This window comes from Sulfitobacter sp. EE-36 (genome assembly GCF_000152605.1).
Classification (GTDB): domain Bacteria; phylum Pseudomonadota; class Alphaproteobacteria; order Rhodobacterales; family Rhodobacteraceae; genus Sulfitobacter; species Sulfitobacter pontiacus.
The window spans coordinates 1,231,349-1,250,842 of record NZ_CH959310.1; the positions used below are offsets into that span (position 1 = coordinate 1,231,349).

Sequence of the window (19,494 nt, forward strand, 5' to 3'; positions counted from 1 at the left end):
ATAGCTGCGCTGATTAGCTGTCGTAGTCGATGGCGTGGCGCAGCTGCTTTTCATACTCCAGCGCTTTGCCGGTGCCCAAGGCCACGCAGTTCAACGGTTCATCCGCCACGGAAATGGCCAGCCCGGTCTGTTCGCGCAGCGCCAGATCCAGATCGCCCAGCAAAGCACCGCCACCGGTCAGCATGACGCCACGGTCCACGATGTCAGCCGCCAGATCGGGCGGGGTGGTCTCCAACGCGGTCATCACCGCCTCGCAGATCTGCTGCACAGGCTCGGCCAGCGCTTCGGCGATCTGCGCCTGGGTCACTTCGATCTCTTTGGGGACACCGTTCAGCAGGTCGCGCCCGCGGATCTGCATCGAGGTGCCGCGCCCGTCGTCGGGCATCCGTGCGGTCCCGATAGAGGTTTTCACCCGCTCGGCGGTTGTTTCACCGATCAGCAGGTTCTGCTGGCGACGCAGGTAGCTGATGATCGCCTCGTCCATACGGTCGCCGCCCACACGGACAGAGCGCGCATAGACGATATCGCCCAAGGACAGCACCGCGACCTCGGTTGTGCCACCCCCTATATCGACAACCATGTTCCCGGTCGGATCGGTGATCGGCATGCCCGCCCCGATGGCCGCTGCAATCGGTTCGGCAATCAGGCCGGCGCGGCGTGCGCCCGCAGACAGCACCGACTGACGGATCGCGCGTTTTTCAACAGGCGTCGCCCCATGCGGCACGCAGACGATGATCTTGGGCTTCGAGAAGGTCGACCGTTTGTGCACCTTGCGGATGAAATGCTTGATCATCTCTTCGGCGGTGTCAAAGTCGGCAATCACGCCCTCGCGCATGGGGCGGATCGCTTCGATGCTGCCGGGGGTCCGGCCCAGCATCAACTTTGCGTCTTCGCCCACGGCCAGCACCTTTTTGACGCCGTCCTTGACGTGATAGGCGACAACCGAAGGTTCGGACAGGACGATGCCCTTGCCTTTGACATAAACCAAGGTGTTCGCGGTCCCGAGGTCGATGGCCATATCGGACGAGAACAAACCACGGAATTGATCAAAAACGGACATGGGCAGCAGGACCTTGCAAAAATTCATTTTGGCCCGTCGACTCTGACAAGTCACGGGCTAAACGGCTTATAGGCCGATGAGGTCAAAGACGAAAGGGGGGTTGACCTTTGTGGTGGCATGATGCCGCCACCGCGCTATGGTTTGCGGCAAGCCGGACAATAGAGGGAGAGAGAAATGCAGAAGATTCAAGTTATTGGTGTGCATCACATTACGCTGATGGGCGCGGACCGTCAGACCAGTATCGACTTCTGGGAGGGTCTGCTGGGCATGCCGTTCATCTTCGACCAGCCAAATCTGGACGATCCCGACGAAGGGCACCTGTATTTCGATCCCGGCGACGGCCGGTTGATCACCATCTTTACCAATGAAAACCGCAAACCCGTCTACAGTCGCACGCCGATGGACGCGGGCTGCGTGCACCATCTTGCGTTCGAGGTCGACCGCGCCATGTTTGATCAAGTGCTCGACCGGCTCAAGGAGCGGGGGATCGGCAATTCGGGCGTGAAGGATCGCGGTTTCATGCATTCGATCTACTTCAAGGATCCGCTGGGATTCCTGATCGAACTGGCCTGCTACACCTTTATCCCGCCGCGCGGATCGTCCCACGCGGAAGTGATGCTAGAGGCGCATAAGCTGCGCGTCGCACGCGGAGATCACCATATCGAACGCCAACATCTGGCCGATGCCACAGTGATGATCGTCGAACGCTCGCAACGGTCGCTGTCAGAGGATCGCAGCCCCAAGGACCCCTATCGCTAAGGGGCGGCGGGCACCGGTTCAGGCGGGTCAAAAATACCACAAGTAAACGGATCGTAACGGCGGTTTCGCTTGGGTGTTGCGGGCGGATTCCGCTGCGCCTAAGAGCCATGGTACGAGCAACCGTAAATTGTGCGAAGGAACCAGCATGATCCGTAATATTTTTGTCGCCTCGCTTCTGAGCGTGACCGCAACCGCAGCTGCTGCCGAACTGACCTATGGCACGGCTTTCGCGAAATTCCACGACTTCGACGTTGACGGCGCAGGCACGATCGACGTGAAATCCTTTGGCGGCGGCATCGAATACCGCTACGACAACTTCATCTTCTCGGGTGAGCTGTCGAACATCTCTATCGAGGGCGTCGATATCGATCTGGGCACAGTGGGCGTTGAATACGCTCTGGCCAACGGCTTTAACATCGGCCTCGACTATTCGCGTTTTGACATCGAAGGCTTCGACGCGGATGTCACCAGCCTGTTCGGGTCCTATCAGTCCGGCGCGCATACTTTTGGTGCCGCGATCGGTGATTCCTCCGATCTGGACGACATGACCTTCAGCATCTTCGCCGCTTGGGATGTTACCCCAACTGGCACCGTCGGTCTGGACCTCGTTCACATCGAAGACGAGACGCTTTACGCCGCTTATGCCGATTATGATGTCGCGCAATACAACGTACAGGCAGACCTGCTAAAACTGGATGATCTGAGCGTTGTCGCTGTCGCAGGCGGCTATGAATTCGCCAACGGCTTCTCTGCTATCGGTTCTGTCGGGTTCCTGGATCTGGGGCCCGAAGACGTCCGGTCGATCACCATCGGCGGTAAGTATGAATTCACCCCCGGTGCGAACGTAGAGCTGGCCTTGGGCCGTCTGGACTTTGACAGTGGCGAGGACGTGGACCAGCTGACTTTCGGCGTGAACTATGAACTGGGTCGCCGTACCTCTAAGCGTCGTTCGCTGGGTAACATCTTTTCAAGCGCGACCGGTACTTTTGCGGGTCTGACCGATTTTTAATCTGCGCTGACAGAACACTAGATACAGAAAAGGCCCCCGACTTCGGGGGCCTTTTTGCGTTCGTTGGAGAAGAGCGGGCGGGTTAGCCCACCACATCCTTATAGCTGATCTCGCGCTTGTCGGTGCCGCCCTTCTCGCGGCGCACCAACAGACGGTTGAGCGCGTGGATATAGGCGCGGACCGATGCGACCACGGTGTCTGTATCCGCCGACTGACCGGTCACGATGCGCCCGTCTTCCTCAAGCCGGACAGAAACGGTGGCCTGCGCGTCGGTGCCTTCGGTCACGGCGTGCACCTGATACAATTGCAAGCGCGCGCTGTGATCGACCAGTGCCTTGATGCAGTTGAACGCGGCATCCACAGGCCCGTCACCGGTTTGCGAGGTAGAGGTTTCCGCACCATCCACCGTCAGCGACATCTCTGCCTTCTGCGGGCCTTCGGTGCCGCAGACGACGGTCATGCTACCCAGCACAATGCGGTCGCTTTCAGGATCGGTGGCGGTGCGCATCAGGGCGATCAGATCGTCGTCGTAGATCTCTTTCTTGCGGTCGGCCAGTTCCTTGAAGCGGACAAACACATCCTTGAGCTGGTTATCCCCCAATTCATAGCCGAGGTTTTCCAGCTTCGAGCGCAACGCCGCACGGCCCGAGTGTTTGCCCATGACGATGTTGGTCTCGGTCAGGCCCACGTCTTCGGGGCGCATGATCTCGAATGTTTCGGCGTTCTTCAGCATGCCGTCCTGATGGATGCCGCTTTCATGCGCAAAGGCGTTCTTGCCGACGATGGCCTTGTTGAACTGCACGGCGAAGCCCGAAACAGCGGCAACGCGGCGCGAGATATTCATGATCTTGGTGCTGTCGATCTTGGTCTGGAACGGCATGATGTCATTGCGCACTTTCAGCGCCATCACGACCTCTTCCAACGCGGTGTTGCCCGCGCGTTCGCCCAAGCCGTTGATCGTACATTCGATCTGGCGCGCACCCGCTTCGACGGCGGCAAGGCTGTTGGCTGTCGCCATGCCAAGGTCGTTGTGACAATGCGTGGCAAAGACGATCTCGTCCGCGCCGGGCACGTTTTCCAAGAGCTTGCGGATCAGATCGGCGCTTTCGCGGGGGGCGGTATAGCCGACGGTATCGGGGATGTTGATCGTGGTCGCACCCGCCTTGATCGCGATTTCGACGACACGGTAGAGGTAGTCAAGCTCGGTCCGCGTGGCGTCCATCGGCGACCATTGCACATTGTCGCACAGGTTGCGCGCATGGGTCACCGTTTCGTGGATGCGGTCGGCCATTTCGTCCATCGTGAGGTTCGGAATGGCACGGTGCAGCGGCGAGGTGCCGATAAACGTGTGAATGCGGGGCTGGGCCGCGTGTTTGATCGCCTCGTAACAACGATCGATGTCGCCGAATTGGGCGCGGGCCAGCCCGCAGATGACCGAGTTCTTCGACAGCTTCGCGATTTCGCTGACGGCGGCGAAATCCCCTTCGGACGCGATAGGGAAACCGGCCTCGATAATGTCGACGCCCATCTCGTCCAGCAGGCCCGCGATCTCGATCTTTTCGGCGTGGGTCATGGTGGCGCCGGGGGATTGTTCGCCGTCGCGCAATGTCGTGTCGAAAATCAAGACGCGGTCTTGTTGTGTGGTATCTGTCATCGTTTGGGTTCTTTCATTCTGCTGTATAAATCCGTGGCGCGCGGCACATCCCTCTGAGCGGGCGCGCCGGATGGCACGCTCAGAGGCGGATTAGCAGCAGTAGGTTGGCACGCAGGAAAGTCGCGCAGCGGCGCGGCAGGATCGCAATATGATCGGCGTGTGTCATGGCGACAAGTTATACCCGTGCATTCGCAAATGGGAAGGGTTTTTCTGCGCCCTTTTTTCCGCGCTTGAACGGGGGCTGTTTCCCGCTACTTCCCCTTGCATGAAACAGGTTTTGATCATCGGGGCGTCGGGCGGTGTGGGTGCCGCCCTGGCCGCCGCTTACGAGGCGCGGGGCGACGCGGTCACGCGGCTGTCACGGTCGGTGGACGGGTTCGACATCACGGACGAACGCAGTGTGGACCAGCACTTGACCGCGCTGAATGGGCCGTTTGATGTGGTGCTGGTGGCCACAGGCGCGCTTGAGATTGACGGGGCGGTGCCGGAAAAGACGATCAAATCCATCAGCCAAAAGGCGATGTTGGACCAATTCGCGTTGAATGCCGTGGGTCCTGCACTGGTGCTGCGCCACGCGGGCGACCTGCTGCGGCGGGACGCGCCTTGTGTCTTTGCCGTATTCTCTGCGCGGGTGGGGTCGACCGGTGACAATCGGATCGGCGGCTGGATCAGCTATCGCAGCGCCAAGGCGGCGGTGAACCAGATCGTGCACACCGCCGCGATCGAACTGACGCGCAGTCACAAGAACAGCATCTGCGTCGCCCTGCACCCCGGCACGGTCAAGACCGCGTTTACCGCGAAATACCTTGCCCGCCATCCCGCTGTCGCACCGTCGGAGGCGGCGGAAAATCTGCTGGCTGTGATCGACGGGCTGACGCCTGCGGACACGGGGCAGTTCTTTGACTGGGCCGGAAAGCCGGTGCCATGGTAGGGCGCTTGGTGCTGGTTCTGGGCGACCAACTGACAGAAACGCTCAGCGCCTTGGCGCAGGCGGATAAGGCGCGCGATACCGTCGTGATGGCCGAGGTCGCGGACGAGGCGGCTTATGTCCGGCATCACCCCAAGAAAATCGCCCTGATCTTTGCCGCGATGCGCAAGTTTGCCCATGCGTTGGAACAGGACGGCTGGACGGTCGCCTATACGCAACTGGACGATACGGATAACGCGGGCTCTATCGTGGGGGAATTGCTGCGCCGGGCCGCGCAGACGGGGGCAAGCCAGGTGCTGGCGACAGAGCCGGGGGAGTGGCGCTTGATCGACAAGCTGAAATACGCGCCGCTGAAGGTGCATCTGCTGCCCGACGACCGATTTCTTGCCACTCATGCCGAATTCGAGGCATGGGCCGAAGGCCGCAATGCGCTGCGGATGGAGTATTTCTACCGCGAGATGCGCCGCAAGACCGGCCTACTGATGGAAGGGGACCAACCCGCTGGCGGCAAGTGGAACTTCGACCATGACAACCGCAAAGCCGCGCCCGAGGATGTCACCGTAGATGGCCCCCTGCGGTTCGACCCCGATGCCACGACGCGCGAAGTGCTGGAGCTGGTTCAAGCGCGTTTCGGCGATAATTTCGGCGCGTTAGAGCCGTTCTGGTTCGCCACCACCCGCGCCGAGGCGCTGCAGGCGCTGGACCATTTCATCGCGAATGCCCTGCCGCGGTTTGGGGACTATCAAGACGCGATGCTGAACGAGAATGAATTCCTGTATCACGCGATCCTGTCGCCCTACCTCAACATCGGGTTGCTGAACGTGACCGAGATTTGCGAGGCCGCCGCCGACGCCTATGCCGCAGGACACGCGCCGATCAATGCCGCCGAAGGGTTCATCCGGCAGATCATCGGCTGGCGCGAGTATGTGCGGGGCATCTATTTCATCGAGGGGCCGGACTATACCGCCCGCAATATTCTGGGGCACGACCGCGACCTGCCGTGGTTCTACTGGGGTGGCGAAACGCGGATGAACTGTGTGGCCAAGGCCGTGGGGCAGACTAGGACCCAAGCCTATGCGCATCATATCCAACGGCTGATGGTGACGGGCAACTTTGCCCTGTTGGCCGGGATTGATCCGGCGCAGGTGCATGAATGGTATCTGGCGGTCTATGCCGACGCCTTTGAATGGGTAGAGGCCCCCAATACCATCGGCATGAGCCAATTCGCCGACGGCGGCGTCATCGCGTCCAAGCCCTATGTCTCGTCCGGGGCCTATATCAACCGTATGTCGGATCACTGCAAAAGCTGCCACTATTCAGTCAGCGCAAAGACGGGTGATACCGCCTGCCCGTTCAACCTGCTTTACTGGCACTTTCTGGACCGCCATCGCGACCGGTTCTCGAACAATCCGCGCATGGGCAATATGTACCGCACGTGGGACCGGATGGACGCCGACAAACGCAAGACAGTTCTGGCCGAAGGCGATGCTTTGCTCGCCCGTCTGGACGCGGGCGAGGTGATCTAGCCGTCGTTGCTTTTGGCCTCATCCGTACTGTCGGCGGGTGCCTCTGACGGAGTGTCGGCCTCTGCCGGGGCCTCATCTGTGGCGTCGGGCGTGGGCGCCGCACCAGCATCTTCGGCAGGGGCTGTGCCTGCTTCTTGCAGCGCGCCGTTTACCCACTGGCCCGAGACTTCCTCGCCCGATTTATAGCGCATGGTGCCCTGACCCTGACGTTTGCCGCCCTCGAACGCGCCTTCGTAGATATCGCCGTTGGGGTAGGTGGCGGTGCCGGTGCCTTCGATCTCTCCGCCGGACCACTGGCCGTCATAGGTGAACCCATCGGGCATGGTGATCTTGCCGGTGCCGTCGCGTAGCCCGTCGACAAAGCTGCCGGTATAGACGGTGCCATCGGGATAGGTCGCGGTGCCCATGCCGTTGCGTTGGCCGTCTTTCCAGCTGCCGTCATACTTATAGCCGTCGGCATAGGTCATCACGCCCTGACCGTCGTTGCGCGCGTTCTTGAACCCGCCCTCATAGACGATACCGTTGGGATAGGTCGCGCGGCCTTCGCCTTCGATCACGCCCGCGACCCATGACCCTTCGTAGGTTGATCCGTCGGGATAGGTGATCTTGCCCTCCCCATCGGCCAGATCATCGCGGAAACTTCCCTCGTAGACAGAGCCGTCGGGGTAGGTCACCTTGCCTGTGCCTTCGATCTGCCCGGCAACCCATGATCCGGTGTAGACATAGCCATCTGTGCCGGTGAACGTGCCCTGACCCTCGCGGCGGTCGTCCTCGAAGCCGCCCTCGTAAGTGTCGCCATTGGCATAGGTCACCTTGCCCGTGCCCTGGCGCTGACCGGCGACCAGATCGCCTTCGTAGACATCGCCATTGGGTTGGGTCAGCGTGCCGATGCCGTCGATCTGCCCGTCTTTCCACTGGCCGGTATAGGTCAGCCCGTCGGGCATGGTCAGCGTGCCCGTGCCATTGCGTTCGCCATCGGCGATGTCACCGTCATAGAGCGCGCCATCGGGATAGGTGATCTTGCCCACGCCCTGCTTGACGCCATCGACCCAGTCGCCCTGATATTCATACCCGCCGGGGGATTGCATGACGCCCTTGCCGTGGTGGTTGGCATTGCGGAACGACCCTTCGTAGCGCACCCCGTTGGCATAAAGCGCGATGCCCTGACCGGTGATCGCACCGGCCTCCCATTCGCCCTCATAGGTGCCGCCATCGGCAAAGGTGATCTTGCCGAAACCGTCCGGTTTGCCCTTTTCAAAGTTGCCCTCGTAGACGGACCCGTTGGGGAAACGCGCGACGCCTTTGCCCTTGATCTCTCCGTCCACCCAGGCACCTTCGTATTCATAGCCGTTGGGCAGCGTATAGGTGCCGGTCCCGTGCTGTACGCCGTCCTTGAACGTCCCCTCATAGACGCCGCCATCGTCGTATTGCTTGCTTTGAACCTCTCCGTCCTGCGCAAGCGCGGGGAAGGGCAGCAGCCCAAGGCAAAGGATCAGCGGGGTCAGGGTCAATTTCGTCATACAGCAACTTTCAAAAGAGAGTGCGGCCAAGAGCGGCGGGCGAGTTTGTTAACGCTTAGCCTATTCAATGGCCTGCAAGGGGGCAATCGTCTTTTGCCCGGCGGTGCGCCTTGGCCTTTCACTTGGCGCGTGATCTGCTACATCACTTGCGTAGATTATCGAAGGACCGCCCTATGACATCGCGTTTTCGCATCACGCTTGGCCAGCTGAACCCCACCGTCGGGGATCTGGCCGGAAACGCAGACCTCGCGCGGGAGGCCTGGGCGCAGGGCAAAGAGGCAGGCGCCGATCTGGTTGCTTTGCCCGAGATGTTCCTGGCCGGGTATAACGCGCAAGATCTGGTGATGAAGCAGGCGTTCCAGCTGGATGTGATGACCCACCTCGAAGCGCTGGCGGCTGATTGTGCTGATGGGCCCGCGCTGGCCATCGGTGCGCCCTGGGTCGAAGGGGCCAAGCTCTATAATGCCTATCTGATCCTCAGAAACGGCAAGATCGCCAGCCGTGTCTTCAAGCACAACCTGCCGAACGAGACCGTGTTCGACGAGGTGCGCATTTTCGACAGCGCGCCTTTGGGTGGGCCGTACGCCGTTGGCGATACCCGCATCGGCAGCCCGATCTGCGAAGACGCATGGCACCCCGATGTGGCCGAAACGCTGGCCGAAACCGGGGCGGAGTTTCTGTTGGTGCCCAACGGATCGCCCTATTATCGCGGCAAATTCGAGACGCGGTTGAACCATATGGTCGCCCGCGTGGTCGAAACTGAACTGCCGCTGATCTACCTCAATATGGTGGGCGGTCAGGATGATCAGGTCTTTGACGGGGCGAGCTTTGCGCTGAACCCCGGCGGCAAGCTGGCGTTCCAGATGCCCGCCTTTGACGCGCAGATCGCGCATGTCGATCTTGAACAGACCCCCGAAGGCTGGCGCGTGGTCGAGGGCGAGAAGGCGCATATGCCGTCGGACCTCGAGCAGGACTACCGCGTCATGGTGCAGGGCTTGCGCGACTACATGGGCAAGACCGGGTTCAAGAAAGTGTTGCTGGGTCTGTCGGGCGGGATCGATTCGGCGATTGTGGCGACGATCGCGGTAGATGCGCTTGGCGCTGACAATGTGCGCTGTGTGATGCTGCCCTCCGAATATACCTCCCAAGCCTCGCTGGACGATGCTGAATCCGTCGCCAAGGCGCTTGGCTGCCGCTACGACTATGTGCCGATCGCGCAGGGCCGTGCCGCGATCACCAACACGCTGGCCCCGCTGTTTGACGGCACCAAGCCAGACCTGACCGAGGAAAACATCCAGTCGCGCCTGCGCGGTTTGCTGTTGATGGCGGTGAGCAACAAGTTCGGTGAGATGCTTTTGACCACGGGCAACAAGTCAGAGGTGGCGGTGGGCTACGCCACGATCTATGGCGACATGGCGGGGGGCTATAACCCCATAAAGGATATGTATAAAACCCGCGTTTTCGACAGCTGCCGCTGGCGCAACGAGAACCACCGCGACTGGATGATGGGCCCGGAGGGAGAGGTGATCGCACCGCGCATCATCGACAAGCCGCCCTCGGCCGAGCTGCGCGAGGATCAGAAAGACAGCGACAGCCTGCCCGACTATCCCGATCTGGACGCGATGCTGACGATCCTTGTGGATGATGACGGGTCCATCGCCGATTGCGTGGCAGCGGGCTTTGACCGCGAGGTTGCCAAAAAGGTCGAACACCTGCTCTATATCAGTGAATACAAACGGTTCCAGTCCGCCCCCGGTCCGCGTTTGACCAAGGGCGCGTTCTGGTTGGACCGCCGCTATCCCATCGTGAACCGCTGGCGCGACCCCAGTTGACCGCGCGGGCGACGCTGCACGTTATCTAGACAATGGCGCCGCGCTGTGACAAGCCAGCGGCCAATCAGGAGAACCCAATGACCATCACCCGCTTCGCCCCGTCCCCGACCGGCTATATCCACGTAGGCAACCTGCGCACGGCGCTGATGAACTATCTGATCGCCCGCAAGAACGGCGGAGAGTTCATCCTACGGATCGACGACACCGATCCGGTGCGCAGCAAGGAAGAATACGTCGACGGTCTGAAAGAAGACCTGACATGGCTGGGCCTGCATTGGGACCGCGTTGAGCGTCAGTCCGAGCGGTTGGACAAATACCACGCCGCTGCGGACGAGCTGCGCAAGATCGGGCGGTTCTATGAAGCCTGGGAAACCCCGACCGAGCTGGACCTCAAGCGCAAGAAACAGCTGAACATGGGCAAGCCGCCGGTCTATGACCGCGCCGCGCTGAACCTGTCGGACGCGGAAAAAGCCAAGCTGCGCGACGAACGCGGCCCCGGTGTGTGGCGTTTCAAGCTGGATCAGGAACGGATCGAGTGGAAAGACGGTATCCTGGGCGATATCTCGATCGATGCGGCATCGGTCTCCGACCCCGTGTTGATCCGCGGCGACGGGCAGATCTTGTATACTCTGGCGTCTGTGGTCGATGACACGGAAATGGGTGTGACCAATGTTGTGCGCGGGTCCGACCATGTGACCAACACGGCGACGCAAATCCAGATCATGCAAGCGCTTGGCGGCACTGTTCCGACCTTTGCGCACCATTCGCTGCTCACCGGTCCGCAGGGCGAGGCGCTGTCGAAACGTCTGGGCGTGCTGGCGCTGCGCGACCTGCGCGAGCGCGGTGTGCATCCTTTCGCGCTGCTGTCGACAATGGCGCGCCTGGGCTCTTCGGACCCGATTGAACTGCGCACCGATATGGAGAGCCTGATCGACGGTTTCGACATCGAACGCTTCGGTTCAGCGCCGACCAAATTCGACGTCGAGGACCTGTTCCCCATGACCGGCCGCTATCTGCAGACCCTCCCGCTTGAGGCCGTCGCAAGCGACATCGCCGCCCTCGGTGTGCCCGAGGATAAAGCCGCGCTGTTCTGGCAGGTCACCCGCGAAAACATCACCACACTGCACGATCTGAAAGGCTGGTGGCAGATGTTCAGCGAAGGCGCGGAGCCTGTGATCGCCGACGAGGATAAAGAATTCGTCGCCGAAGCCTTGGCGCTTCTGCCCGAGGGCGAGTTTGACGAAAGCACCTGGGGCACATGGACGGCCGCCGTGAAAGAGCAGACCGGCCGCAAGGGCAAAGGGCTGTTCATGCCGCTGCGTCTGGCGCTGACTGGTAAACCCCACGGCCCCGACATGGGGGCGGTGTTGCCGTTGCTGCAAGTCGTGAAGGCGCGCGGGTGAAACGGGCCGGGTTCACGGGCGCAAGTTCGGGAGCCTTCGGCGAGAGTTTATCTGGCAAAATGAAGCCGCTGTCGGCTGACATAGGGCGCGTCCATCATGGTTGATGGGCGCGCCAAATTTTTGTCGGGCAATCTGTTCGGGCATGTCGCCAATATGTCTTTGCTGGCCTCTGTCGGGCTGGTGGCGGTGTTTCTTGTAGATTTCGTCGACATGATTTTCATCTCTATGTTGGGCAAGGCAGAGCTGGCGGCGGCCATCGGCTATGCCGGTGCGATCCTGTTTTTCACAACCTCCTTCGGGATCGGATTGGGCATCGCGGCGGGGGCCTTGGTCGCGCGGGCCTTGGGGCAGGACAACGCGCAGCTCGCACGGGAGAGGACGACCCATGCGCTGTGCTATGGCGCGGTCTTTGGTGTGATCTTTGCGCTTTGTGTGTTTCTGTCGCTGGATGTGCTGGTCGGCTGGGTTGGCGCAGGCGGTGAGACGGCGGCGCTGGCGGTGGATTTCCTGCAGATCGTCGTGCCGTCGGTGCCATTTTTGATGGTCGGTATGATGGGCAGCGCGATCCTGCGGGCCCATGGGGATGCGCGGCGGGCGATGATGGCGACCATCGCGGGGGGCATCGTGAATGCCATTCTCGATCCGATCCTGATCTTTACCTTTGATCTGGGCCTGACCGGTGCGGCCTGGGCGTCTTTCGTGGCGCGGGTGGTGATTGCCTATACCGCCCTGATGCCGATTGTGCGCCACTATGGCGGGATCGCGATGCCGCGCCCCGCGGGGCTATGGCGCGATCTGATGCCCGTCTTGTCCATCGCGGTGCCCGCCATTCTGACGCAGGTCGCCACGCCGGTGGGGCAGGCCTATGTGACCCGTGCAATGGCGGCCTATGGAGAGGATGCTGTCGCAGGCATGGCGATTGTCAGCCGCATGATGCCCGTTGCCTTTGCCGTGATCTTTGCCCTGTCGGGGGCGGTAGGGCCGATCATCGGGCAGAACTTTGGCGCGGGCGATCTGGGGCGGGTCAAGCGGACCTATGCCGCGGGGGTCAGCTTTGCCGCTTTGGTGATCGTCGTCATCTCGGCCGCGCTGTTTACGTTCCGCGCGCCGCTGGCGGCGATGTTTGATGCGCAGGGGATCACCTTGACGTTGATCTATCTGTTCTGCGGGCCGCTATCCCTGGCGTTCTTCTTCAACGGCATGTTGTTCGTGTCGAATGCGGCGTTCAACAATATGGGCCACCCCTATTATTCGACCGTGACCAACTGGGGCCGCAACACGCTGGGGATGATCCCGCTGGTCTGGGGTGGCAGCCTGCTGTTCGGGGCCCCCGGTGTACTGATCGGGCAGGCGGCGGCGGGGGTGCTCTTCGGGGCGCTGGCCTGGGTGCTCGCGCGGCGGATGATCGCGCAAGGGGGGCAGCGCAAACGCGCCAAGCCCGAAGCTTTCGCCCGCGACGGGCGGTTGATGTCGCTACTGCACCTGCGCCGATAGGCGGGTCAGATGCTGGTCGACCAGCGCGGTTTCCTGCGCGGTAAGCTCTTGCGCGCGCGGGTATTTCGGCGCGGCGCGGTCGTTCAGGATCGGCGTATCCCAGCCCCGCGTCGTGTCAAAGAAGCGCTGCACCCCGTCGATGCCATATTCGCGCAGGAACCCCTGTACCACCACATCAAGATAGCTGAGCAAGATGGTATGGTCGCCCGATGTCACATGGGTGTCTGTGGGCACAGAATAATGCGCCATATCGGGGGCCGGGATGATGTCATGCACCACCGCCCCGTTCGACCCGATGCGATCATAGTTGGTTTCGCGCGTATCCAGCGCCACCCAATCGGCACCGGGGACTGCCGCGATCAACCCGTCGATCACGGTGCCCTCTTCGGGCAGCACGCTCAGGAACACATGCGCGGCGCCTTCGATGCGCACCCAAAGCCGGTGCCAGCCGCGAAGCTGCGCCGGACGGGCGTCTGGATAGGCGTGGGTATTGCGGTTTACGAGGCTGCCGTAGCCGAAGAAATATGGTGTCATGCGGGTGTTTTGGCGCCGCTGCGCGATGATGTCCACATCTTGCACGCGCAGCACCCGACGTGCTGCCCAATATCGCGGCGCCGGACGAAAGTTTTCGCGCCGCCCTGTCAACTTTGCTTGACGCAGCGCCGCGTTCCGGCATAGCACTTGCCCACACCGTTACGGGAGAACTGGCGCAAGCCGGTGCCGAAGGAGCAACCGCCCCGGAAACTCTCAGGCCAAAGGACCGCAACGGGACCTAACAACTCTGGAGAGTGACGCGACAGCGTCCGCCGAAGGGATAACGATCTCAGGCGAAAGGACAGAGGGGGCATTTGACAGGCTGCATTCCCGCGGTCTGCTGGGTGCCAGTATGGTCGATGGCCTTCTGGATTGGGAAAGGCCGCGTGACCATGAGCGATTTGCAACAGACACCGCTATACGATCTTCATCTGGAACTGGGGGGCAAGATGGTGCCCTTTGCGGGCTATTCCATGCCTGTGCAATATCCGATGGGCGTGATGAAAGAGCACCTGCACACCCGCGCCGCGGCGGGCGTCTTTGATGTCAGCCACATGGGGCAGGTGATGGTGACCGGTCCGTCGTGGGACGCCGTGGCGCTGGCGTTCGAGACATTGGTGCCGATGAATGTGCTGGGGCTGGAAGACGGGCGGCAGCGCTATGGGTTCTTCACCAATGACGCCGGCGGGATCGAGGATGACCTGATGTTCGCGCGCCGTGGGGATGACCTGTTCGTCGTGGTCAACGCCGCCTGCAAGGATGCCGATATCGCACGCATGAAAGCCGCGTTGGAGCCCGAGATCACCGTGACCCCGATCACCGACCGCGCGCTGGTGGCTGTGCAGGGCCCTGCGGCGGGGGCGGCTGTGGCGTCGCTTGATGCCGCTTCGGACAAAATGCGGTTCATGGATTTCGGCACATTGACGCTGGACGGGGTAGAGGTCTGGGCCTCGCGGTCGGGCTATACCGGCGAGGATGGCTTCGAGATTTCGGTGCCGGAGGCCCACGCCGAAGCGCTGGTCCGCCGGCTGCTGGAGATCGAGGGTGTGGAACCCATCGGTCTGGGCGCGCGGGATTCGCTGCGGCTTGAGGCGGGCTTGTGTCTTTATGGCAATGACATCGACGCAGGCACCAATCCGGTAGAGGCCAGCCTGACCTGGGCGATCCAGAAAGCGCGCCGCGCCGGTGGTGAACGCGCGGGCGGCTACCCCGGTGCCGATGCCGTTCAAGCGGCGTTTGACGATGGTGTCGGCCGCAAGCGTGTCGGTCTGGCCCCCGAAGGCCGTGCGCCGATGCGCGACGGGACACCGCTGTTTGACGCGGCGACAGGGGGCACGCAGGTGGGCGAGGTCACCTCGGGCAGTTTCGGGCCGACGGTAGGCGGGCCTGTTGCAATGGGCTATGTCAGTGAAGCGCAGGCGGGTATTGATACGATGCTGTGGGGCGAAGTCCGTGGCAAGCGTCTGCCGGTGACCGTGGCCAAGCTGCCCTTTGTTGCGGCGAATTTTAAAAGATAATCTAGCGAAGGATGAAAGAATGAAGTTTACCGAAGAGCACGAATGGCTGCGGGTTGAAGGCGACGAGATCGTTGTTGGCATCACCATTCACGCCGCCGAACAACTGGGTGACGTGGTGTTTGTCGAACTGCCCGACGAAGGCACGACCGTCAGCAAGGACGACGAGGTCGTCGTGATCGAATCCGTCAAAGCCGCGTCTGATATTCTGGCACCGATCGATGGCGAGATCATCGAGGTCAACAGCACGCTGTCCGACAACCCCGCGATGGTGAATGACGATCCGCAGGGCGAGGCGTGGTTCTTCAAGATGAAGGCGTCCGATCCAAGCCAGATGGACGAGTTCATGGACGAAGCCGCCTATCAGAAGTTCATCGGGTAAATCCCGCTGCCCCCGTCGGAGCCTCCGGCGGGGATTTTTATACCATTTGGAAGAGGGGCCCCGCGCCATGGTTTTCAAACCGACCGAATATTTGCCGTATGATTTTGCCAATCGCAGACATATCGGGCCGTCCCCGGCAGAGATGTCGGACATGTTGAAAACCGTCGGCGCACAAAGCCTTGGCGCGTTGATCGATGACACGATGCCCGCGCAGATCCGCCAGAAAGAGCCGCTGGATTTCGGCAAGCCCATGTCAGAGCGCGAAGTGCTGGAATACATGCGCGTGGTGGCGGGTAAGAACAAGGTGCTCACCTCGCTGATCGGGCAGGGCTATCACGGCACGGTGACGCCGCCTGCGATCCAGCGCAATATTTTTGAAAACCCCGCATGGTACACGGCCTACACCCCCTACCAGCCCGAGATCAGCCAGGGGCGTCTTGAGGCATTGCTGAACTTCCAGACCATGGTCAGCGATCTGACCGGGCTTGAGGTCGCCAATGCGTCACTGCTGGACGAGGCGACGGCCTGTGCCGAGGCGATGACCATGGCGATGCGCCTATCGAAGTCAAAGGCCAAGGCGTTCTTTGTCGACCGCGATTGCCACCCCCAGAACATCGCCGTGATCCAGACTCGGGCAGCCCCGCTGGATATCGAGGTGATCATCGGCGACCCTGACAAAATGGACGCGAGCGCTGTCTTCGGGGCGCTATTCCAGTACCCTGGCACCTACGGCCATGTGCGCGACTTTACCGACCATATGGCCGCGCTGCATGAGGCAGGTGCCTTGGGTGTCGTATCCGCTGATCCGATGGCGCTGACGTTGCTGAAAGAACCCGGTGCCATGGGGGCTGATATCGCCGTCGGGTCCACCCAGCGGTTTGGCGTGCCCGAAGGCTATGGCGGTCCGCATGCGGCCTATATGGCATGCAAGGATGCCTATAAGCGCGCAATGCCGGGGCGGATTGTCGGTGTCTCGATTGATGCGCATGGCAACCGCGCCTACCGTCTGTCCCTGCAGACCCGCGAGCAGCACATCCGCCGCGAAAAGGCGACCTCTAACGTGTGCACGGCGCAGGCTTTGCTGGCGGTGATGGCGTCCATGTATGCGGTGTTCCACGGGCCCGAGGGGCTGAAGGCCATCGCGCAGCGCATCCATCGCAAGGCGGTGCGTTTGGCGAACGGGCTGGAGGAGGCCGGCTTTAAGGTCGATCCCAAATCCTTCTTCGACACGGTGACGGTTGACGTCGGCCCCTTGCAGGCCGCAGTCATGAAATCCGCGGTGGACGAAGGCATCAACCTGCGCCGCGTCGGTGAAACACGTGTCGGCATCACGCTGGACGAACGTACGGTGCCCGAGACGATCGAAGCCGTCTGGCGCGCCTTTGGCATCCGCCGCAGCGACGAGACATTCGAGGCGCAGTATCGGTTCCCCGATGATATGCTACGTGAGAGCGCCTATCTCACCCATCCGATCTTCCACATGAACCGCGCCGAGACCGAGATGATGCGCTACATGCGCCGTCTGGCCGACCGTGATCTGGCACTGGACCGTGCGATGATCCCGCTGGGGTCCTGCACGATGAAGCTGAACTCCGCCGCGGAGATGATGCCCGTTAGCTGGCGCGAGTTCTCGATGATCCACCCGTTTGTGCCGCAGGATCAGGCGCTTGGTTACAAGCATATGATCGACGACCTGTCGGCCAAGCTTTGTGACATCACCGGGTATGATGCGATTTCCATGCAGCCGAATTCCGGCGCGCAGGGCGAATATGCGGGCCTGCTGGCGATTGCGTCCTATCACCGTGCCAACGGGCAGGGGCATCGCAACATCTGCCTGATCCCCATGTCGGCCCATGGCACCAACCCCGCCAGCGCCAATATGGTGGGTTGGAAGGTGGTCGTGATCAAGACGGCGGCCAATGGTGACATCGATCTGGATGACTTCCGCGCCAAGGCGGAAAAGCACAGCGAGAACCTTGCCGGTTGCATGATCACCTATCCCTCGACCCACGGCGTTTTCGAGGAAACCGTGACCGAGGTGACCAAGATCACCCATGATCACGGTGGGCAGGTCTATATCGACGGGGCGAATATGAACGCGATGGTCGGTCTGGCGCGTCCGGGCGATGTGGGCGGGGATGTCAGCCACCTGAACCTGCACAAGACCTTCTGCATCCCGCATGGGGGCGGCGGTCCCGGCATGGGGCCGATCGGCGTGAAATCACATCTCATCCCCCATGTGCCCGGCCATCCGAACGGCGGTGAAGGCGCTGTTTCGGCGGCACCTTACGGGTCGCCATCGTTGCTGCCGATCTCGTGGTCGTATTGCTTGATGATGGGCGGTGACGGGCTGACGCAGGCGACGCGGGTGGCGATCCTGAACGCCAACTACATTGCCAAACGGCTCGAAGGGGCGTTCGAGGTGCTGTACAAAGGGCCGACAGGGCGCGTTGCACATGAATGTATCTTTGACGTGCGCCCGTTCGAGGACAGCGCAGGCGTGACGGTGGATGACATTGCGAAACGTCTGATCGACGCCGGCTTCCATGCGCCAACGATGAGCTTCCCTGTCGCAGGCACGCTGATGGTGGAACCGACGGAGTCGGAAACCAAGGCCGAGCTGGACCGTTTCTGTGATGCGATGCTCGCGATCCGTGACGAGATCCGCGCAATCGAGAACGGCGATATGCCGCGCGAGAACAACGCGCTGAAGAACGCGCCGCACACGGTCGAGGATCTGGTTGGCGAGTGGGATCGCCCCTACACGCGCGAGCAGGGCTGCTTCCCCCCCGGTGCGTTCCGCGTCGACAAATACTGGCCTCCGGTCAACCGTGTCGACAACGTGCATGGCGACCGTAACCTGATCTGCACCTGCCCCCCGATGGAGGAATACGCAGAGGCGGCTGAGTAAGCTGTTCCCTATATATGTGATCGAACGGGCGCGGGGGAAACCTCGCGCCCGTTTTGCATTGGGGGCTCAGACGTCGGCGAGGAAGGCAAAGACCTTGCGCAGGCGGTTCCATGTCGTTTTGTCCGGTGCCACCAGAATATGCCCTGTGCGCAGCGTCGCGTCATAGGGGCCGCCCGACAGCATCTCGACATGGGCACCGGCTTGGGCGCAGATCAACGCGCCGGCAGCGTGGTCCCAAGGGTGCAGCGTCCCGCTGAGCACGAAATCGGCGTGCCCCTGGGCGACGGTGCGGTATTCATGCGCCGAGCAACGAAGCGAGTTTACCTTGGCAAAGCTGGGCAGGGTGGCCGCAACTTTGACCCGCAGCTCTTTGCTGAAGTTCCCCAGCGGGACGAAACCGCTGAGGTCCTCGATCTGTTTGCCCATGCTGACCCGCAGCGGCCGCGACTGCCCAAGGGCGCGTTCGAAGCGCGGGGTGCTGGTGTCGTCGCTGATCACCCAGTCGTCATTGACCGGGTCATAGATGACGCCGAAGGCCGGTTTGCCAAAGCGCGTGACCGCAAGGATCATGCCGAAGGTGGACAGCCCGTGGGCGAAATTCGATGTGCCGTCGATGGGATCAAGGATAAAGGCCAGCGGGGCGTCGGCGATCTTGTCCTGCAGGGCGGGGTCGGCCGATACCGCCTCTTCGCCGATGATCAGCGCATCCGGATAGGCCGTGGCGAGGGCGCGGGTGATCATTGCCTCGGCCGCCAGATCGGCAGCGGTGACCAGATCATGGGGGCCGGATTTGGTGTCGATGTCAGCGGGGGCGAGGTTGCGGAAACGCGGCAGTACCTCGGCGCGTGCGGCACGGCGCAGGACATTCACCACATGCGTTTGCTGGGCTGCCGTCAGAACGGGTGGCAGGGGGGCGGGCAGTGTCTGGGTGGTCTGCGTCATTGTTGTATCCCTCTTTCGGTCTATCG

The 19,494-nt window shown here is 61.7% G+C and carries 15 protein-coding genes and 1 riboswitch; of the genes, 10 read left to right on the forward strand and 5 right to left on the reverse strand.

Annotated features, from left to right (window positions below; all coding sequences use genetic code 11):
* Positions 1–13 precede the first annotated feature (13 nt).
* Positions 14–1,060: a rod shape-determining protein gene (locus EE36_RS08545; RefSeq protein WP_037944896.1), complete on the reverse strand. Its 1,047-nt coding sequence runs from the start codon at positions 1,058–1,060 to the stop codon at positions 14–16.
* Positions 1,061–1,234: 174 nt separating this feature from the next.
* Between EE36_RS08545 and EE36_RS08550 the strand changes: the two genes are divergently transcribed.
* Together EE36_RS08550 and EE36_RS08555 are read left to right on the forward strand one after the other, a co-directional pair.
* On the forward strand, positions 1,235–1,819 hold the full coding sequence (locus EE36_RS08550) for a VOC family protein (protein WP_005851333.1): 585 nt from the start codon (positions 1,235–1,237) through the stop codon (positions 1,817–1,819).
* 145 nt (positions 1,820–1,964) lie between these two features.
* A complete protein-coding gene (locus EE36_RS08555; protein WP_005851335.1) occupies positions 1,965–2,828 on the forward strand; it encodes a porin in 864 nt (287 codons plus the stop codon).
* A gap of 82 nt (positions 2,829–2,910) precedes the next feature.
* Here EE36_RS08555 and EE36_RS08560 read toward each other — a convergent pair whose 3' ends face one another.
* A complete protein-coding gene (locus EE36_RS08560) occupies positions 2,911–4,482 on the reverse strand; it encodes a 2-isopropylmalate synthase (RefSeq protein ID WP_005851337.1) in 1,572 nt (523 codons plus the stop codon).
* A gap of 265 nt (positions 4,483–4,747) precedes the next feature.
* Between EE36_RS08560 and EE36_RS08565 the strand changes: the two genes are divergently transcribed.
* The gene (locus EE36_RS08565; protein ID WP_039912212.1) at positions 4,748–5,413 is read left to right on the forward strand and encodes an SDR family NAD(P)-dependent oxidoreductase; all 666 of its coding nucleotides are present in this window, start codon (positions 4,748–4,750) and stop codon (positions 5,411–5,413) included.
* Positions 5,407–6,936, forward strand: a complete 1,530-nt coding sequence (locus tag EE36_RS08570) for a cryptochrome/photolyase family protein (RefSeq protein ID WP_005851341.1) — start codon at positions 5,407–5,409, stop codon at positions 6,934–6,936. Before EE36_RS08565 ends, EE36_RS08570 begins: the two co-directional genes overlap by 7 nt.
* Here EE36_RS08570 and EE36_RS08575 read toward each other — a convergent pair.
* Positions 6,933–8,456, reverse strand: a complete 1,524-nt coding sequence (locus EE36_RS08575; protein ID WP_005851343.1) for a 2-isopropylmalate synthase — start codon at positions 8,454–8,456, stop codon at positions 6,933–6,935. The two genes, EE36_RS08570 and EE36_RS08575, sit on opposite strands and share 4 nt — an antisense overlap.
* 173 nt (positions 8,457–8,629) lie before the next feature.
* Here EE36_RS08575 and EE36_RS08580 point away from each other — a divergent pair, with 173 nt between their 5' ends.
* From EE36_RS08580 to EE36_RS08590, 3 genes are all read left to right on the forward strand, one after another.
* Positions 8,630–10,288 carry an NAD+ synthase gene (locus EE36_RS08580; protein ID WP_005851345.1) on the forward strand — a complete coding sequence of 553 codons (1,659 nt, stop codon included), beginning with the start codon at positions 8,630–8,632 and terminating at the stop codon, positions 10,286–10,288.
* A gap of 77 nt (positions 10,289–10,365) precedes the next feature.
* Positions 10,366–11,691 carry a glutamate--tRNA ligase gene (gene gltX, locus EE36_RS08585; protein ID WP_005851347.1) on the forward strand — a complete coding sequence of 442 codons (1,326 nt, stop codon included), beginning with the start codon at positions 10,366–10,368 and terminating at the stop codon, positions 11,689–11,691.
* 96 nt (positions 11,692–11,787) lie between these two features.
* Positions 11,788–13,185: an MATE family efflux transporter gene (locus EE36_RS08590; RefSeq protein ID WP_005851349.1), complete on the forward strand. Its 1,398-nt coding sequence runs from the start codon at positions 11,788–11,790 to the stop codon at positions 13,183–13,185.
* Here EE36_RS08590 and EE36_RS08595 read toward each other — a convergent pair.
* A complete protein-coding gene (locus tag EE36_RS08595; RefSeq protein WP_340237532.1) occupies positions 13,165–13,764 on the reverse strand; it encodes a gamma-glutamylcyclotransferase family protein in 600 nt (199 codons plus the stop codon). The genes EE36_RS08590 and EE36_RS08595 overlap by 21 nt on opposite strands.
* A 107-nt stretch (positions 13,765–13,871) precedes the next feature.
* A riboswitch (glycine riboswitch) is annotated at positions 13,872–13,958 on the forward strand.
* A gap of 153 nt (positions 13,959–14,111) precedes the next feature.
* Between EE36_RS08595 and gcvT the strand changes: the two genes are divergently transcribed.
* The 3 genes from gcvT (at position 14,112) to gcvP (ending at position 18,526) form a co-directional block, all read left to right on the forward strand.
* Complete coding sequence (gene gcvT, locus EE36_RS08600) at positions 14,112–15,236, forward strand: glycine cleavage system aminomethyltransferase GcvT (RefSeq protein ID WP_005851352.1); 1,125 nt, start codon at positions 14,112–14,114, stop codon at positions 15,234–15,236.
* A gap of 19 nt (positions 15,237–15,255) precedes the next feature.
* Entirely contained in the window at positions 15,256–15,615 is a 360-nt protein-coding gene (gcvH, locus tag EE36_RS08605) for a glycine cleavage system protein GcvH (protein WP_005851355.1), read from the forward strand.
* Positions 15,616–15,682: 67 nt separating this feature from the next.
* Positions 15,683–18,526, forward strand: coding sequence for an aminomethyl-transferring glycine dehydrogenase (gene gcvP, locus EE36_RS08610; RefSeq protein WP_005851357.1), 2,844 nt, complete (start codon positions 15,683–15,685; stop codon positions 18,524–18,526).
* Between the two features lie 66 nt (positions 18,527–18,592).
* Here the strand turns inward: gcvP and EE36_RS08615 are convergent, their stop codons facing one another.
* Positions 18,593–19,468 carry an inositol monophosphatase gene (locus EE36_RS08615; protein WP_005851359.1) on the reverse strand — a complete coding sequence of 292 codons (876 nt, stop codon included), beginning with the start codon at positions 19,466–19,468 and terminating at the stop codon, positions 18,593–18,595.
* Positions 19,469–19,494 lie beyond the last annotated feature (26 nt).

Excerpts from the sequence above, each read along its gene's own strand:
- EE36_RS08545 (WP_037944896.1), bottom strand. The coding sequence starts at position 1,060 with ATGTCCGTTTTTGATCAATTCCGTGGTTTGTTCTCGTCCGATATGGCC.
- EE36_RS08550 (WP_005851333.1), top strand. The coding sequence starts at position 1,235 with ATGCAGAAGATTCAAGTTATTGGTGTGCATCACATTACGCTGATGGGC.
- EE36_RS08555 (WP_005851335.1), top strand. The coding sequence starts at position 1,965 with ATGATCCGTAATATTTTTGTCGCCTCGCTTCTGAGCGTGACCGCAACC.
- EE36_RS08560 (WP_005851337.1), bottom strand. The coding sequence starts at position 4,482 with ATGACAGATACCACACAACAAGACCGCGTCTTGATTTTCGACACGACA.
- EE36_RS08565 (WP_039912212.1), top strand. The coding sequence starts at position 4,748 with ATGAAACAGGTTTTGATCATCGGGGCGTCGGGCGGTGTGGGTGCCGCC.
- EE36_RS08570 (WP_005851341.1), top strand. The coding sequence starts at position 5,407 with ATGGTAGGGCGCTTGGTGCTGGTTCTGGGCGACCAACTGACAGAAACG.
- EE36_RS08575 (WP_005851343.1), bottom strand. The coding sequence starts at position 8,456 with ATGACGAAATTGACCCTGACCCCGCTGATCCTTTGCCTTGGGCTGCTG.
- EE36_RS08580 (WP_005851345.1), top strand. The coding sequence starts at position 8,630 with ATGACATCGCGTTTTCGCATCACGCTTGGCCAGCTGAACCCCACCGTC.
- gltX (WP_005851347.1), top strand. The coding sequence starts at position 10,366 with ATGACCATCACCCGCTTCGCCCCGTCCCCGACCGGCTATATCCACGTA.
- EE36_RS08590 (WP_005851349.1), top strand. The coding sequence starts at position 11,788 with ATGGTTGATGGGCGCGCCAAATTTTTGTCGGGCAATCTGTTCGGGCAT.
- gcvT (WP_005851352.1), top strand. The coding sequence starts at position 14,112 with ATGAGCGATTTGCAACAGACACCGCTATACGATCTTCATCTGGAACTG.
- gcvH (WP_005851355.1), top strand. The coding sequence starts at position 15,256 with ATGAAGTTTACCGAAGAGCACGAATGGCTGCGGGTTGAAGGCGACGAG.
- gcvP (WP_005851357.1), top strand. The coding sequence starts at position 15,683 with ATGGTTTTCAAACCGACCGAATATTTGCCGTATGATTTTGCCAATCGC.
- EE36_RS08615 (WP_005851359.1), bottom strand. The coding sequence starts at position 19,468 with ATGACGCAGACCACCCAGACACTGCCCGCCCCCCTGCCACCCGTTCTG.